General features: G+C 53.3%; 12 protein-coding genes. 9 read left to right on the forward strand and 3 right to left on the reverse strand.

The features are described from left to right. Positions 1-577 precede the first annotated feature (577 nt). Both GOX45_RS06575 and GOX45_RS06580 read left to right on the forward strand, forming a co-directional pair. Positions 578-2158 (forward strand): hypothetical protein, encoded by a 1581-nt coding sequence (locus tag GOX45_RS06575; protein ID WP_171099190.1) that lies wholly within the window; start codon positions 578-580, stop codon positions 2156-2158. After that, positions 2155-2532 carry a DCC1-like thiol-disulfide oxidoreductase family protein gene (locus tag GOX45_RS06580; RefSeq protein WP_371731845.1) on the forward strand — a complete coding sequence of 126 codons (378 nt, stop codon included), beginning with the start codon at positions 2155-2157 and terminating at the stop codon, positions 2530-2532. Before GOX45_RS06575 ends, GOX45_RS06580 begins: the two co-directional genes overlap by 4 nt. A 67-nt stretch (positions 2533-2599) precedes the next feature. Here the strand turns inward: GOX45_RS06580 and GOX45_RS06585 are convergent, their stop codons facing one another. After that, positions 2600-8911 carry an AMP-binding protein gene (locus GOX45_RS06585; protein ID WP_171099192.1) on the reverse strand — a complete coding sequence of 2104 codons (6312 nt, stop codon included), beginning with the start codon at positions 8909-8911 and terminating at the stop codon, positions 2600-2602. Positions 8912-9107: 196 nt separating this feature from the next. On the opposite strand from GOX45_RS06585, the gene GOX45_RS06590 reads away from it, so the two are divergent. From GOX45_RS06590 to GOX45_RS06620, 7 genes are all read left to right on the forward strand, one after another. Then, entirely contained in the window at positions 9108-9467 is a 360-nt protein-coding gene (locus GOX45_RS06590) for a VOC family protein (RefSeq protein WP_171099194.1), read from the forward strand. A 478-nt stretch (positions 9468-9945) separates the two neighbouring features. After that, the gene (locus tag GOX45_RS06595; protein WP_171099196.1) at positions 9946-10530 is read left to right on the forward strand and encodes a hypothetical protein; all 585 of its coding nucleotides are present in this window, start codon (positions 9946-9948) and stop codon (positions 10528-10530) included. Then, the gene (locus tag GOX45_RS06600; RefSeq protein WP_171099198.1) at positions 10530-11198 is read left to right on the forward strand and encodes an ABC transporter ATP-binding protein; all 669 of its coding nucleotides are present in this window, start codon (positions 10530-10532) and stop codon (positions 11196-11198) included. Before GOX45_RS06595 ends, GOX45_RS06600 begins: the two co-directional genes overlap by 1 nt. Next, on the forward strand, positions 11195-12364 hold the full coding sequence (locus GOX45_RS06605; RefSeq protein ID WP_171099199.1) for an ABC transporter permease: 1170 nt from the start codon (positions 11195-11197) through the stop codon (positions 12362-12364). Before GOX45_RS06600 ends, GOX45_RS06605 begins: the two co-directional genes overlap by 4 nt. Positions 12365-12379: 15 nt before the next feature. Further along, on the forward strand, positions 12380-13156 hold the full coding sequence (locus GOX45_RS06610) for a DUF4198 domain-containing protein (protein ID WP_171099202.1): 777 nt from the start codon (positions 12380-12382) through the stop codon (positions 13154-13156). Between the two features lie 26 nt (positions 13157-13182). After that, positions 13183-13488, forward strand: coding sequence for a hypothetical protein (locus tag GOX45_RS06615; protein WP_171099204.1), 306 nt, complete (start codon positions 13183-13185; stop codon positions 13486-13488). 38 nt (positions 13489-13526) lie between these two features. Beyond that, a complete protein-coding gene (locus GOX45_RS06620; protein ID WP_171099206.1) occupies positions 13527-14396 on the forward strand; it encodes a metal ABC transporter solute-binding protein, Zn/Mn family in 870 nt (289 codons plus the stop codon). Between the two features lie 47 nt (positions 14397-14443). On the opposite strand, the gene GOX45_RS06625 is transcribed toward GOX45_RS06620, so the two are convergent. Together GOX45_RS06625 and GOX45_RS06630 are read right to left on the reverse strand one after the other, a co-directional pair. Continuing rightward, positions 14444-15709, reverse strand: a complete 1266-nt coding sequence (locus tag GOX45_RS06625) for a thioesterase domain-containing protein (RefSeq protein WP_171099208.1) — start codon at positions 15707-15709, stop codon at positions 14444-14446. Beyond that, positions 15706-16500, reverse strand: a complete 795-nt coding sequence (locus GOX45_RS06630) for a class I SAM-dependent methyltransferase (RefSeq protein ID WP_171099209.1) — start codon at positions 16498-16500, stop codon at positions 15706-15708. The genes GOX45_RS06625 and GOX45_RS06630 overlap by 4 nt, the downstream gene beginning before the upstream one ends. Positions 16501-16503: the final 3 nt, after the last annotated feature.

The following is a 16503-nucleotide window of genomic DNA, read 5'->3' on the forward strand; positions in this document are numbered from 1 at the left end:
GGAGCGCTAGCCTAAAAGGGTTCAGAAGACACGGCATCTTCGTTAGACAGGATTGACGATCTCGAAGGTATCGCAATCAACAGTAACCTGCTGATATTTATTCGGTCACTCACAAAATTGGCCGAACTATCACTCGATGAAAATGGGGCAATCAGCATTAGAGCGAGAAGTGCCTCCGAAACTGCATTGGACCTAAGATCGCGAAATCAAAGATGTTTGAAGCAAATTGCTTAACGAGGTTAGTTCGAACCCTGCCCCTGCGGTATGGACCAACATAGCGCCGAAAGCCCGCGACCTGGTCGCGTAGAAATTTGCAGTGGTTCGGAACTTTTTAGCTCTTGAGAATGCGCCGCCTTTGGCAACCCTTGCCTTGTGCAGCGCGAGGTTTTTCTCAAGCGCGGCTATGTCTCTAACACGTTAATGCACACTGAAAATGTCACGTTAAATCCAACTAGGATTAGATGAGATCGGAGGCTGAGGTCAAATTTTGTAACAGATCCAGTTAGGGAATTGAGGATTTGCTTTGAGGCTCAAGCATCTTAGTGTGGAATTCTGTTAGCAGAGGTTTAGGCGCTAGGTGAAGACACTCGACTCAGAACCCATCGGACTTGGTGCACGGCTTCTTTCGTTGCTCGCAGCTTTCGTTTTTCTGGATCAATGGCTTGACCACACGACTCCGTTGACGACCGCGCAATACAAGAGCGTCTCTGTTGCCCTTGCATTTCTAACCTCAAGTTGGGTGGCCACAATCGGTGCAGTTTCGTTGTTTGCGCTGGTAATTTTATTCAAACCGATAAGGCGCCCATGGTCCGAAGAACAGCTAGAGTCTGGGTGGCGGGTGTTTTCTATCGGTGTTGCCGGAATGCTGGCCTGGTGGCTGGTGACTTTGGGGCCGAACCATGCGCACGGGCAGACCTATATCTTCGATAGATTGCTGATCCTGGCATTCCTGGTCGCGTCATACAGGTGGCCCATTTTTCTTCTGCCATTTGTCGTGCTAGCCTACGCGCTGGCACATCAAATATCGGTGCCTGCAATTGGTGGACCTGTATTACCACACAAACTTTTGCTACTTGAAGGTGTCTGTCTGATCGTGGTCTGGCAAGTTTTGCGAGGCGCGGGATTGCCCATTCGGCGCAAAGACGCACTATTGCTGCTCGCGTGCCTGATCGCCGGTCGGTATTGGTATCCGGGCTACGGGAAGTTCATGCTGGATTGGACGCAATTTGCGCATGTGCAAAATGCGGTTTACAGCGCGTACGGACATGGTTTCACAAACTGGCTTCCGGTAGAGACCGTGACCAGTTTTGCAGGTTACCTGGGGCACTTTAGCTGGCTAATGATCTGGTTCGTGTTGTTATTTGAACTGGGCTTCCTGTTAATGGTTGTCAATCGGTGGGCGACATTGCTTCTGATTGCGGCCGCAATTCTATTCCACTTCGGCGTATTCGTGCTTTTTGGCTTCTTATTCTGGACCTGGATAGTGATGGACATTTTGTTCGTCTACCTGCTTTTACGGCACGTCAGATTACCTGAAACCTCGCCCTATTCGTTGTGGGCCACCATAGTATCGATCCCGCTGATCATACTGACACCGATATGGAGCGATCCTTCACGATTGGCATGGTTTGATACTGGTATGTCATACGTGACTCGGTTCTACGCTGTGGGTCAAAGCGGGCAGATGTATCAGCTTTCGCCCAAATTTTTCCAGCCTTACGACGATAACATGAAGTTCTCGTTCTTCGGTTATCTGTATCCGGACCGCGCAACTTTGGCAGGGCCCTATGGTGCCAGCAGTGATCTTGACGTCGCGCGTGCCGTTCAAGACGCCAAAACGCCCGAGGAGATTTTTGCCATCGAAACAGAACGTGCCGCCGAAAAACCAGGGAACGAGGAACGCATCGAGATTTTTCACGATTTACTGCGCGAATACATTGCTAACTGGAATGACGGCTGCATGTGCAAACCATGGTGGAGTGCATTGCAACCGCCACCTCAATTCTGGACATACCCTTGGTCAGATGAACTTCCGGTCTATGTTGCGCAGGAGCCGATCCGCGAAGTTCAGATAATCGGTGTAACGACGTGGTTTAATGGTGAAACCATACAGGAGATTCGCCGTGAAGACGCTGGAAAAGTCGAGATTCCGCTGTGACTGATGAAACGGTCTTGATCTACGATGGAGATTGCCCATTCTGCTCGCGCTACGTTGCGATGGTGCGGCTCAAAGAGGCGATCGGACCTGTCAATCTAGTAGACGCACGGAATGGTGGCGATGTCGTTGAACAGATCTTGGCCAAGGGCCTTGATCTGGACGACGGTATGGTTCTTTTGTTTAACGGTGACTATTATCATGGCGCTGAATGTATTCATCGATTGGCGCTACTGTCGACCAGAAGCGGCCTGTTCAATCGCCTAAATGCGTTGGTGTTTCGATCGCCGACTATGAGCCGTGTGCTTTACCCCGTTTTGCGATTTGGTCGAAATACAGTTCTCAGACTTTTGGGGCGGCAAAAAATTTCCGCATAGTTTGCAGAAATCATAAAGCAGCCCGACAGCCAATCAGTCCACGAAATATCCGGACCAGGGGCTTCATTCATGAAGCTGTCCAATCAAATTCATTTGCGAGACTATTGGCAACAACCTGAGCGATATCCGCCGACCAAATTCCGGTGTGACCACCTTGCATGATTTTAAGGACAAGCTGTCCGCCGACGGCCTCTGTCCAGATGGAAACGCCTGCGGATTTGATTGGCCCGTCTTCGGCGCAAAACAGAACGGTTTTCAGATCGATGGGGTGTGGCTTCCACTCAACCAACTGGCTTCTCAAATCATGATTTACAATCCGAAGATGCGGGTTGCGAAATGGCTTGCGCAACAGTTGAACCGGTGTCCGTCGAAGCGCTTGTTTCACCTTGAACCGCAAACCTCTTTCAACCACGGGCTCTGCATCGATCAAAAGCAAGGTAACAGGCTGACCAGCTGCCATGAGCGTGCGCGCCGTTTCATAGGCAAAGATGCCTGCAATGGAAAAACCGACGAGGTAAACAGGACCTCTATGCGGCTGATTTAGAACGACTTCAGCAGCACTTTGAGCCATTTCATCCAGCGTAATGCGCTCGGTCGGCGCGTTCGACAGCAGCTTACCGTAGCGAATGCCAACAAGCTGTGCATATGGGCCAATAGCATCGCTGAATGCCAAATAGTCTGACAAATGCCCACCGAGTGTCGGCAGCGCATAGACTACAGGTTCGGCGTTTGAAGAGTTCATCGGGACAAGCGCCACCTGTGGGCTGTTCGCTCTGTAGTGTTCGATGGACTGTGCCAAACGGTCAACCGACGCACTTTCCAAAGCGAAAAGTTCCAAAGGAAGCTTGATGCCAAGTGTCTGCTCAAGCGTCAGCGATAGCTCCATGGCCGAAAGCGAGTTGCCACCCTTTTCAAAGAAGTCATCAGACGGTCCGAAATCGTCGTGACCCAAGATCTTTTCCATTGCCTCTTTGACGTGAACTCTGGTTTCGGGGTCGGCGACGTTCTGTTCGGACTGGAATTCGGAGGGCAGCTTGGCTTCAACAGAAATTTCTGCTGATGGTTGGCAGGGCGGCCGCGCGAACGGATCCGCTGCCGGATCGCGCGATAACTGCCCGAAGATAAGATCGATGGCTTCTTCTATTTCACCCTTCAGCTCACCCTTTAGCGGCGGCAGGGCATGGCCATACGAGTGCTGTAAAATGACCGCGCGGTCGCACCGCGATGGGACTTCCATCAACTGGCCAAGGGTGTGCAGGCTGTCTTGCGGTGAAATCAAATGAAGCGTTGGCGTCTCGACTTTCCAGTCGTGCTGCGCTGCGCTTTCTGACACAGGACCAGACGCGAAATTCATAAAGACCCCAAGCTCGGGGTGCCTGGCTGCAACAAGGGCGGCAACCAAAGCCCCATCGCACACACCGGCGATACCATGGATTGGCCCAAGCTCGTCCAAGGCCCGCATCACCACCTCCAGGCTTTCGTTCAGCCGCGTTGCATCGATACCGCCCCAGCTTCGGTACATCGGCTTGGTATAAAGGCCAGCGGCGACAGCCGCCCCGTGAAAGTTGGGTTTCGGAGAGCACTGGTGCGGCGCATCCAGGAAAACGAATTCAATTTTGCCCCGAAGCCCGTCGACCCAGAACGTCGCTCGCAAGCTGCGTTCGGCCAGATCGGCATCCGACGCTTCGCCATGCAAGAACAAGACGCGTCGGACACCGTCTGAAGACTGAGGTCGCTTTGCGTGCTGTGAAAGCGTAGGCAGAACAGTTTGACCGGAAATGGCTTGCGGGTTGAGCTGTGCCAACAGTGCACGAGGTGTCGGGTGATCACTGACTGCCCATGTGGGCAGGTCGGCGCCAAAACGGTCATTGAGCGCCAGCACCATTTCCAACGCAGCAAGAGAGTTGACACCAACATCACCAAGGTGTGTGTCATCGGTGACCGTCACATTGGCGCGCAAATAAGGTTGGATCACGTCGATGACGTTTTCGATCGAGATAGGGCCATCGGCAGCCATCTGTGGGTCTGGCACTGACTGCGCACTGGTGCGTTCGCGCAAAACCGGACCGTCCTTACCCAATTCGTAAGTCTCCAACTGCCCCGCTTCCGCAGGTGCGCATACAGCATTCAGTTGCTGTGATAGCCGCATTCTAAGCGGCTTACCTGCCGCGGACATCGGGAGCTCTTGGACGTAAACAAGAGTTTGCGGAAGCATGTTGAGCGGCAGCTGCTTCGCTGCCCACGCATTCAATGTTTTGAGATCGACATCGCCGAAGTCGTCCGTCACCGCGAGCGCCACATCTTCGCCCAGCAGACTGTGTGCCCTCGGAAATACCATAAGCGAAGAAGAGGCGTTCATATCTGCCCAATCCGGGAAACGCCGCAATGTTGCTTCGATTTCCAACGGAGATATCGTTTTCCCACCCCTGTTTATGGCTTCCTTGAGCCGCCCTTTTACGCTAAGCCAACCTGAGCCATCCGCGGCGAACTCCCCAAGATCGCCGGTTCGGAAAAAGCCCCTTCCGGTAAAAGGGTCGTCTGGCGCCTGATCCTCATTTTCGTAACCGTCGATCACATTCGGCCCGCGCACTGTAATCTCACCGATTTCACCAGGTTCAAGAACGGTGTCCGGCGCGCCAGCGGTGGTATCTACGATTTCGACTTCCATATCGGGCAGGACCGGGCCAACGGTGCCCGGTTTCTCAAGTCGGTAACTCGGCGGCGGGGCGGCAATCGGCATTGCCTCGGTCATTCCGTAGGTGGGTAGGACGTGCACGTTGTCACCAAAAAGAGCTGACAGGTCTTCGGCCATCTCATGGGGCAAATCTGCCCCTGCATTACGGAGCGCACGCAACTTTGGCCATGGTTTGTTTTGAGACAGCTCTGGATGTTCAGACGCATAGGCCAAAACCTGATTCCACAGCGTTGGGACCATATAAACCCAACTGATGCCATCCGAATCGTCGAGTTCTTCGAAAAAGCGGTGAGGATCGAAGCCAGTTTGAAACCGCATCGAGGCACCAGACAATAGCGGCGCTACTAGATTGCAGGAAATTCCACCGACATGGTGCAGCGGCAAAACGGACAACCCTGTTTCATGCGGCGCAAGATCCAGAGACTGGGCGATCAATGCGCCCGCACGCATGAGTTTTTCCAGGCTGAACGTAACGGTCTTTTGCGCCCCGGTGGTTCCCGAAGTTAACAGCAACAGGACGGGCTCGGACGCCAAGCGCAACGGTGCCGGCGCGCTCAGATCCTCACTTGGTTTGCCGCTAGGCACGGGCAAAGCCACACCAGGCTGGTTTCCCAGCTCAATGACAAGAAGGTGCGGGATTTGCTTGGCCACGAGTCGCAACTGAGCAGCCTCGTCCGTATCCGCAAGCACCACAGCCGCCTCAACCTCCATGTTGGCAAGCTGGGTCGCAAGAAATTCCGCTGGCGCATCGGCCCCTAGCGGGACAGCAACATACCGGTTCATCACGGCCAGCAGCGCACCGGAAAGCGTGGTTCCATTCGGAAGCACCAAGGCCACACGCGCACCTGCGGCGACCCCCCAAGGTGTCAGGTCAAACTTGTCCACATAGTCTCTGAGGTCGGTGAAACTGATGTTGTCGCCCTTGGCCCAAAGCGACCGATCAGGATCGGGCAAAAACGCTGACACACCGAGGGGCTGGTCTGGCGCGCCATTCAGAACCGCCTTGGTCCGACCCACCACCGCATCGCCATATGCGGTTTCAGGCGCAACACCATCAGGTTCCTGCCAAAGACGACGCACCCGATAATTGGCCCATGCCGTGTAGAATGTCCGCGGCTGGAGCATATGCGGGAAGGTGGTGATTTCACCCATCAAGGGGCCACGCCTTGCATCCGCATACCAATCCAACCGCACAAATATTCTCATGCGATCTGCAAGGCGTCTGGACTCGACCAAGATGTCATCCAAACATTCCGGACGGCGCGCATCCGCTATTTTCTGATCCATACAAACCAAGGCACGATGCGTCCGCCAACATGTACGCGGATCCCACGCAGGTTCAGCCAATAGCTGGAAGTTCTCATCCAGAAACGCCACCCAAGTGTGACCATCTTGTTTGAAGTGCAACTGGATCCACAAAAGCTCGGACCCGATCATGAAGATTTTGTAGTCCGTTGGAGTATCGAACCCGCAGGCGTCTTCCACCAATTCCTCGATCAGGATGGTTGAGAAGTTGAACGGGTAAACCTTGCCCTCGTGGGTACAGCTTCCCTGCGCGGCCATCGCAGACAGTTCGGCAGTCACACGCTGCACATCAAATGGAGAGCCATTTCGCGTTAAATCCAGACCATCACGCACCACGGTTACGCCAAACGAATGGCCCGCACCGACGGGTTTCAGAACGAACCGACACGGCAGCTCCGGCGCAATACTTGGCAGCGATTGAGCAAGATCAGCCTTTGGAAGAACGTGCAAAAGATTTGGCAATGGAACGCCGAGCGACTTAAGGTATGTGCGCTCTTTCAACTTATCTAGTTGCGTAAAGGGAAACGGGTTGGCAGCGGTTCCGACAAATCGATTGTCCTGATCCCGCACGAGCCTCAGCTTGTCATCATGAACGTACCATCGCCGTTGCCGCGCAATAAGTTTCTCGTAAATGAATGGCTGGTGCGTTGGTGCATCGGCGACCAAAGCCGCAGCCTTTGCGACTTGCTGCGATGCAAATCTGGCGTTCTCGACGACACGTTCGACAAGCTCGTGAACACTCAGCTGTTCCAGTTCAGAGGGCGTAAGCGCGATAAGGGATCGCAGGCACTGCGTCAGGCAATAATGCGCCGCAATGGCCAGATCACGATCTTCGGAAAAGGCGCTGAGACGCAGCCCCGTTTCCTGAACTGTTTCAGAATACAAGCTTGCGCCATACTTTTCTGAGGGCGGTAGTTCAGCCCGAAGCAAAAGCCCCCAGCGTGGCTTTTGTGCGCGACGCACCGTATGCTCTCTCACATCAAGGGCTGCCATATCCGGGCTCTCAGTCCGTGGGCGACGCACGATATTGATATGTGGAACCCTTTCGATAAGCGCAGGTCCCTTGGGCACCCCGTCCTGCGCATTCAACCAAGATCCCCGTGGAAGATCAGGTATCAATTTTGTTGCTTCGGTGAACGCGTGACGCGTGCTTGCGCAATAGGCCTTCAGCGTGTCCCTAACACCCAGAAACGGTGCGACAGGTACCGAGGTATCAAGGCATCCGACAATGTTTTTGAGCTGCGGAACCTGATGTCGATTGGAAATGACATGGCAAAGCAACGGATGGCGGTCTTGGCTGTGCTCCGCACCCGTGGTCAGTCGCGTGATCAGAGCACTGGAAAGCGCGTGCAGCAAAAGTGGCACTGTGGTTTCCAACCTTTGCGCACAGGCTTCTACTGCATGAGTCTCTGCACCGTGCAGGACGCCAGTTGTCGGCAAGTCTCCAAGCGACAATCCAAGAGAGTTGGACAGCTTCGGCGCTGGCCGTTCGGCGCGAATATCTGCGCCATCTAGCAGATGCTCTAACTTGTCTCGGTTTGCGGCGGCTTTCGGACCACTCTCCAATTCGGCGCGTGCGTTTGCATAGGTGGTAAAGCTGTCATCGCCGCCTGAGTCAGCTTTCAGTCGACCTTCAAGCAGCATCTGCTTGAACTGCTTCTCGAGGCTTTGCATGCTGATCCGGTCTGAGAACAGGTGGTGCATGCTTAAGCAGATCCAATGGCGATCCTGCCCTTCGGACGAATGCAAAATCAGTGCGCGTGCCGAGGGCCCATAGGGCGAGACAAGGGTTCCTTCAAAAGCTTCAATTTCGCGTGTGACCGACTGATCAGGAACGGGGGCGGCACGCATTTCAACAGGGATTTGAAACTCGGGCAAAGCAATCTGGCGTGGCGGATCGTTCGGCTGTTCGGGTCGGAGAAGCACCATGCGAAGCGCTTCGTTCCGATCCGCTAATGCCTGGACCATTGCAGGAAGCCAGGTGGCAGGGACAAGCTTCTCAGGGATAGAGAGGCAAAGGCTGATATTTGCCCAGTCCTTCCAGCCCTCTTTTTCCAGCTCAGCCCAGATGGATTGTGTGCCTGTCAACGGCACGGGTCCCTCTTGTGGCGTTGCCATCGGTACTGGATCAGGATCAGCCCTGTCGGAAACGGTCAGTCTCTCCAGCAGGCTTTCGAATGTCGCGTCGCCGAGCAGGAACTCATACTCGATGTCGAATCCTAGCTCCTGAAGTGATTCAAGCAAATTCTCTGCATCAACGGAATCCATGCCCTGCGCGACCAAGGTTTCGGTTTCGCTTGGTGATGCCTGTAAGATCTCCGCCAAAATTTGATGGAGCATGTCCCGAATTTCTTCGGGCACCACCTTTACATCGGTCATCGCATCATTCCCCAACGATACTACCTCATCAAAGTGAATTTGCCGGGCTCTTACGACTGAATCTGTTGTTTTTTGGCTCTTTCGCAGAAGTTAGGCTGTCAAAGCTCTAAATGGCAACCTACCGATATTCCAAACCTGGCACAGGTGATGCGAAAAAACCGAAGAAGATGAAAAACCCGAAGCAAGATTGCCGCCAATGAAACTTGAATTTCACCATATCAACTTGGTGGCCGACGATGTTGATCGGATGCATGACTTCTACACTGATGTGCTTGGCCTCGCGGACATCCCACAAGAGAATTTCCCACGCACCCAGTCGAATGAAAAGGCTGGCTATAGCGGCAAGATCAGGTTTGCTACGGAAGGCAGCATGCAAATGCATCTTGCCGAACGGGATTTTGGCGGCGCGTTCAAGAATAAGCGTGTCATAAACCCGGTCGAACGCGGGCACATTGCCTTCCGTACAGATGATCTTGATACCTTTCTCAGCATTCTGGATCGGCGCAACATCCCCTACTCAGACTATGGAACCACTTTCGCGAAAGAGTGGCGCTAAGTGTTCTTTCACGATCCCGAAGGCAATGTGATTGAGGTTCATCAACAAGTCTTTGCCAAAGATTAAAAATCGCTTCTGAGCTGAAAACCCATTCCCAGAGACGCGAGATCGGATTCTGGCCACCGAGCTCTTCTGCCAGTGATGTCGTCCTTTTCTGAATAACATCTTCGCTGCGGCAGAAATCATGGTTAGAGCACTGAAACTCAATGATCTTTCTACATCCACCGGAAGGTGCCCAGATCGTGCCTTTATTTTCGTTCTGCCGCCGCGCAATAATCGGTTTGAGACCAATCCATCGGCTCGAGAAAGGACAGATCTTCTGACTGCGTTAATTGCCTGTAAATTCTATTAATTTGGTGAGTAGTTAGTAAACACACTGTGTCGGAGAGTAGCAAATCAACACCCCCTTTAAGGTTTGCAATCGATTGGAGTTGTATTAATTCTTCTGAGATACTAGTGCGAAATCGTAGGGACCAGCGTGCGCGAACGCCTTTTGCTTTTTGGAATGTTTGGCGGCGGCCTTGCAGTGTTTATCACAGTAATACTGGTTTCGCAGGCTCGTGAACAGCGAGCTGCGGAAGCCACACCCTACTTGGTACCCGGCTCCCCTGCCATGACGATAAACATGGCACAGGAGCTTTATTCCACTTTGACGCCAGCACTCTTGCTTGTGATTTACGATGCGTTCGACAAAAAACAGGAAGACGAAATTTACGACACGCTTGCGCGCGTGACACACGGTGATGCCCTCGAATATCTGTATCTTGAAAGAGTTGGCGCAATGGCCGGTGGCGGCATCGAAGAACAAGACCAAACGATCCACGAAATCAACCTCTTGGATACAAGAGTTGACCGCGTCGAAACTGCGTTACTTATAAGCTCGACCTGGCAGGTGATTGGAACAGTTGGGCACTCAGAGCATCTTCATGTTCGTGGGAACACTTATAGCGCCGACCTTACAATATCGCCTGTCGAGGGCGCATGGCGCATAACAGATTTTGAGTTGTTGGACGTCGATCGTGATACAGCAGGTGAAATCTTTCCTGCATCTGATGAGCACTAATGGTTAGGGTCGAGAACCTTACGTTTGGTTACAGCGCCGATGGGTTCCGGCTGCGGATCCCGGAATTTTCGCTAGTAGATGGTGAGCGTCTGGCGGTTGTCGGTCCAAGTGGCAGCGGTAAGACGACACTGCTGAACCTGATAGCCGGGATCTTGTCGCCGGAAAGTGGAACAATCGAAGTCGCGGGAACGGTGGTGTCAAGACTGTCGGACGCCAAACGCCGCCGTTTTCGGGCAAGCCAGATTGGATTTGTATTTCAGGACTTTGCGCTTCTGGACTACCTTTCTGCTCGACAGAATATCTTCTACCCTTATCGGGTAACGCCCGCACTGACGCTGGACGTAGCAGCAAAAGACAGGGCAGAGAAACTTGCGACCGCTTGCGGGATCGGTGACAAACTTGATCGTCATCCTTCGGCGTTAAGCCAAGGCGAGCAGCAGCGGGTTGCGATCTGCAGAGCGCTGGTAACACAACCCAAGCTGATCTTGTCAGATGAGGCCACTGGCAATCTTGACCCAGAAAGCAAGGGGCGCATTCTTGATCTTCTTTTCGAACAGGCCGCCGAAGCGGGTGCCGCTGTCCTTGCTGTGACCCACGATCACGAGTTGCTGCCACGCTTCGAGCGCGTCCTAGATTTTGCGCAGTTTCGCGAGGGGATACAGGTATGAACGCGCTGTATCTGGCCTTTTCCTACCTTCGCTACAACTGGGCGCGCAGCCTTGTATTGGTTCTTGTGGCCGCGCTCATCATGTTTGTCCCTATTGCGACGCAGACGCTGTTATCAACCAGTGAACGCGCATTGCTTGCGCGCGGCGAAGCAACGCCTCTGCTGCTGGGCAGTCGCGGCTCGCAACTCGACCTGACGATGGCGGCGCTCTATTTCTCGGAAGAACGCCCCGACCCTGTTGCGATGCGTGAGGTGGAAACTGTTTGGGATAGCGGTCTTGGGGTTCCGATCCCGGTACATACAGCATTCTCTTCGGGCGGGTTTCGGATCGTGGGCACCACTCTCGACTATTTCGATTTCCGCAATCTCGATACGGCTTCAGGTCGCGGGCTGTCGGTTTTGGGAGATGCGGTCATCGGATCAGATGTTGCGGAAACCTTAGGCAAGGGTGTTGGCGACACACTTGTCTCTGCGCCTGAAAACCTGTTCGATCTTGACGGTGTCTATCCTCTCGAAATGCCAATTGTCGGGGTTCTTGCGCCGACCAATACACCTGACGACCAAGCGATCTTTGTCGACATAAAAACCGCCTGGGTCATACAAGGTATAGGTCACGGTCATGAAAACGTCGTGACCGCTGATGAAGTCGCAGCAGGATCGTCGGTGCTGGCCAACGCGGCCGTAGTTCAATACCAGCGGATCACCGAAGACAATATTGAGAGCTTTCACTTCCACGGCAGTCAGGACGACTTTCCGGCGTCCGCTGTTATCGTTGTGCCGAATGACACGCGCTCAAGCACAGTCCTAAAAGGTCGTTACCTCGACAGCGAACTTCCGACCCAACTGATCGAGCCCGCAGGCGTTATCCAGGGTCTTGTGGATCGAATTTTTCGCATCAAATCGCTTTTGGATGTGGTCACCGCAATTATCGCCATCGCTGCGGCCGCTGCCGTCGGTCTGGCGGTATTCTTGAGTTACCGCTTGCGTGCCCGTGAAATAGCAACTGCCGTAAAACTGGGCGCGCAAAAAGGTATGGTTCTGCGCCTCTTGGCAGCCGAGACCTTTACACTATTGTTAGTCGCAGGAAGTATTGCTGCTATTGGCGCAACTATTGTTTCGCGCAACGCTGAGGCCTGGGTTGGCTGGCTGCTTGCGCTTGGTACTTAGTGGACAGGAGGTTTCTTGAAACAACTTCTAATTAAGGCTTCGCTTGCTACGCTGATTGCTGCCACGCCCGCGCTGGCACATTACGGAATGATTATTCCGAGCGACCCGATGATCAGCCAGGAAGACGGGCGTAACGTTTCGTTCTCGGTCGGATTTGCCCACCCGTTCGAGTTGGAAGGCTTGTTCCTGGATACACCGGTGTCTTTCAACGTGACGCACAAAGGCAAAACAACCGATTTGCTCGGCACCTTGCAAGACGCAACTGTGATGGATGAGCAAGGTTATACCTTTGACTATCGCTTGGAACGCCCCGGAACCTATGTGTTTGCAATGGAGCCGCAGCCCTATTGGGAACCTGCCGAAGACGCCTTCATCATCCACTACACAAAAACCTATGTGACGGCCTATGGCGATGACGAAGGCTGGGACACTGAGCTTGGTTTGAAAACCGAGATCGTGCCGCTTTCCAAACCTTTTGGCCTTTGGGAACACAATGTCTTTCAGGGGATCGTCAAACTGAATGGCGAAGCGGTGCCCTATGCCGAAATTGAAGTAGAGTTCTTCAATGACGGCGCTGGTGCGACGGTTCCGGATGAGCTGATGATCACACAAACGGTTAAGTCAGACGCAAACGGTGTCTTTACCTACGCACCACCGTCAGATGGCTGGTGGGGTTTTGCGGCCCTTAATACTGCTGATTACACACTGACCGAAGAAGGTTCGGGTGAGGAAAAAGCGGTTGAGCTTGGCGCTGTGATTTGGGTTCACTTCGAAGAGTGGACAGGGCAGTGATCCGGGCGCTCGCTTTTGCAAGTCTGGTGGTCGCCGCTCCCGTCGGAGCAGCAGCACATCAGCTAGTAGTCTTTGCCTCGGTCGATTGCGAAGCGGTAACCATCGAAGCGAAATTCTCCAACGGGCGCGTGACCCAAAAGGGCGATGTGCGCGTGCTTGATGGCGAAAACAATTTGCTGAAAACGCTTCAACTGGAAAGTGACGGAACAGCGTTGGTTCCGCTCGACAGCGTCGATCATTCCGGGGGTTTGTTAATCGAAGTTGATACGGGCCACCATGACAATTACTGGATCGTGACCCCCGAAGACATCGCGCGGAAATGCGGGAGCTGAGTTCGGTGCGGAGTTTGAAGAGGTTTCTCGCGTTTGCGATGATCATGATTTCAGTGAATGCGGCGTTGGCACAAGACCGCCCGCGGGTCATCGTGGTCAATCAAGCGCTGCAATATTTCGCCGAGCGCCTGCTGGATGGTACGGCAGACGTGGCCTTTCCTGTGCCGGAAAACGTTGATCCGTCGTTCTGGCGACCTTCGATAACCGACATCAGCACGATCCAGTCAGCAGATCTGATCCTCTTGAACGGAGCTGGCTTTGCAACCTGGATCGACCGGGTGTCACTACCTCGATCACGCGTGGTAAACACCACTGCAGCGATCGAAGACCAGTTCATTGTGACCGAGAGCATTACGCACAGTCACGGGAGCGGGGATGAACACTCGCATGAGGGGCTGGCTTCCTACACTTGGCTTGATCCCACGCTGGCCATCGCGCAGGCGGAAGCGATTGCGGCCGCTGTTGTCGCGCGTGATCTTGCTTCTGCAGAAGATGTTGAACCTAGGCTTGCAGAATTACGCTCTGAACTGATGGCAATGGACCAAATGGCTCAAATTGCTTTAGGCGAACTAGATGGCATCGAGATGATTGCGACGCATCCGCGGTATCAATATCTCGCCCGACGCTATTCCTTGCCCGTCACGTCTCTGGAGTGGGAGGCCGGTGCGATGCCAACTGCGGAGGAGTTGGCAGACCTCGAAAATCTTATCGCCGAAACCGGCGCCAAGCTGATGATCTGGGAGGCGACACCCCCAGAAGCAGCCCTTGCCGCAACACAGTCATTGGGATTGCAGAACGTTGTCTTTGCTCCGCTCGCGCGGAACTCTGGTCAGTCAGCATTTGTTACATCGATGGACGCGTCGATCAAGAGCCTTGCTGACGCGGTCGAGACCGTTCAAGGCGACTAGCTCGCAGCCAGAGAAGCCTTAGCATTTCAGGCGTTATTGACTGAGGTTTACATGTCCAATTCTTCTGCTAACGACGCTGTCCATTTCCGCAAAATGTCTTCATTGCGATGGAAATCATGGTGGGAGCATTGAAACTCGATTATCTTTTTGGATTTGTCAGTTGGTGCCCAGATCGTGCCAGCATTTCCATTCTTCCGCCGCACAACAATAGGTTCGACCCCAATCCGAGGTATTTTATATTTGGATGCAGCCCAAAAATAGTTAGCCCTTATGTAGCGCGCGCGAAGTGACTTTGGAACGTTCACGCCCAGCATTCGACAAAAGCGACCAACCGAAAGAACGCCTATCCAGGTGATCCATTTCGAAGTGGTGATCCTTTCATCCAGAGCGGGTGTAAAACCATCGTTCTTGCTGAGCGTTGACAGGAACAATGCCGGGTTTTCGGGTGGGTCAATCAGTACCAAATCGTCTACTTCGTGGCCCATCGCCATCAATTGTCTGGCGACTTCATGTGCGGTGACGGCTCCCATCGAAAACCCACCGATGGAATATGGGCCTTGTGGTTGTTCTTGCATAATGACCGAAAGGAACTCTTCCCCGATGCTTTCGATCCGCTTGTTCAATTCGCTGCCCAGAGCATCCCAATGAAGCGTTATCAACTTTAGATCACGCGGCGTTTGGAGACTTTCGTTCAACAAATCCAGCATTCGCCGGTTCGCATTCAACAAGAAAGTCTTCCGCCCTGCCTGTTGAGACTGCGAAGCGAGGATGGTGCCATTTGTCACCTCTGAGTCCGCCCCATCTGAAAGATCAGATACACGTGCCGCAAGTGCCTTTAGCTGTGGAAAATCAAAAAGGTCTGACGGGATGAGGCTTAGGCCACTGGAGCGCGCCTTTGAAACCACGCTGATCGACAAAAGGCTGTCGCCGCCGAGCTCAAAGAAATCATCGTCATCAAATATCTCTTCTATCCCAAGTATTTCCGACCATATCCCTCGTAGCGTCTCCAGGCTTTCGCAAGGCGCGGTTGCAGGAGGTGCTTTACGATCCGATACAGTGGCCTTCAGCTGAGCACGGTCGGTTTTCCCGTTCGGCAATTTGGGCAACGCATCCCAGATCTCGATGCGATCTGGCACCATATGAGCAGGTAGCGTTTCCCGAGCTTGACTCAGAATTTCTTCCGACGGCCTGTTGCTTTCCACATGCGCGACCATTGAAAGAGGCACATTTAGGTGGCCGGCATTTTTCAACGCCAGAACCAATTTGTTCCGTTCCTTTGGGCTAAGTGATTGAATTTGATCTTCTATTTTCATCTTCCAATCGCCGTTACCATGACCATGGAATTACCCCAATGTGCATCCCGCGTGTCTTCGGGAATTTCCAGATCGTTGATTTTGGACACATGAAACTCGGCAAAGTGCTCCAGCAACGCACGCTGATGAGCACGCGATAGGCTGTCTTCTTCCATTGTGAGATAGGTAAAACGCCCGCCGGAATTCAGGTGTTTTGCCGCGTGTTCAAAGAAATGCGCGGCGAAGGTGACCGACCGCTGCACGCGCTCAACATATTCGTCTTCGGTTAGTGGGTAGGTGTGAAAAAGGATGCCATCGAACAGCGGCAGACTGTCCAGCGTATCCTCCCAAAACCCCTCAACCAACTTAATATCACGCCCGTCATATTGCGAACGCCATGGATGAAAAAAATCCTCGATGACAGCGCCATTGCACTCGATCAAGGTGTGCGATTTGGGTGTATGAGACTGCACAAAGTCTGCCGCCACGCCGCGACCAAAGCCAATTTCCAAAACATCTCCGCTACCTGCCGACACAGAACGTGCCATTTCAGCCATGATCGGAGTTTGCCAATCTTCCATGATATCTTGGGCAGCGATATGAGATTGACTGCGATCATAAATTTTGGCGAACGACCCACCATGCACATAGTTCGAGACCGTACGATCCAATGTGTCCAGTTCTTGAGCCAGTTCCCCTAGTCGAGTTGTCACCAAGCGCGCGCGATGGGCCGGATTTGGGCTGGCAATGAAATTGTCATTGGTCAGCTCAACCGTGATCTGGAAATTCGAAGTGCGGTTTACCCGTTTCATTTA

This window comes from Ruegeria sp. HKCCD7255 (assembly GCF_013031565.1).
Taxonomy (GTDB): Bacteria; Pseudomonadota; Alphaproteobacteria; order Rhodobacterales; family Rhodobacteraceae; genus Ruegeria.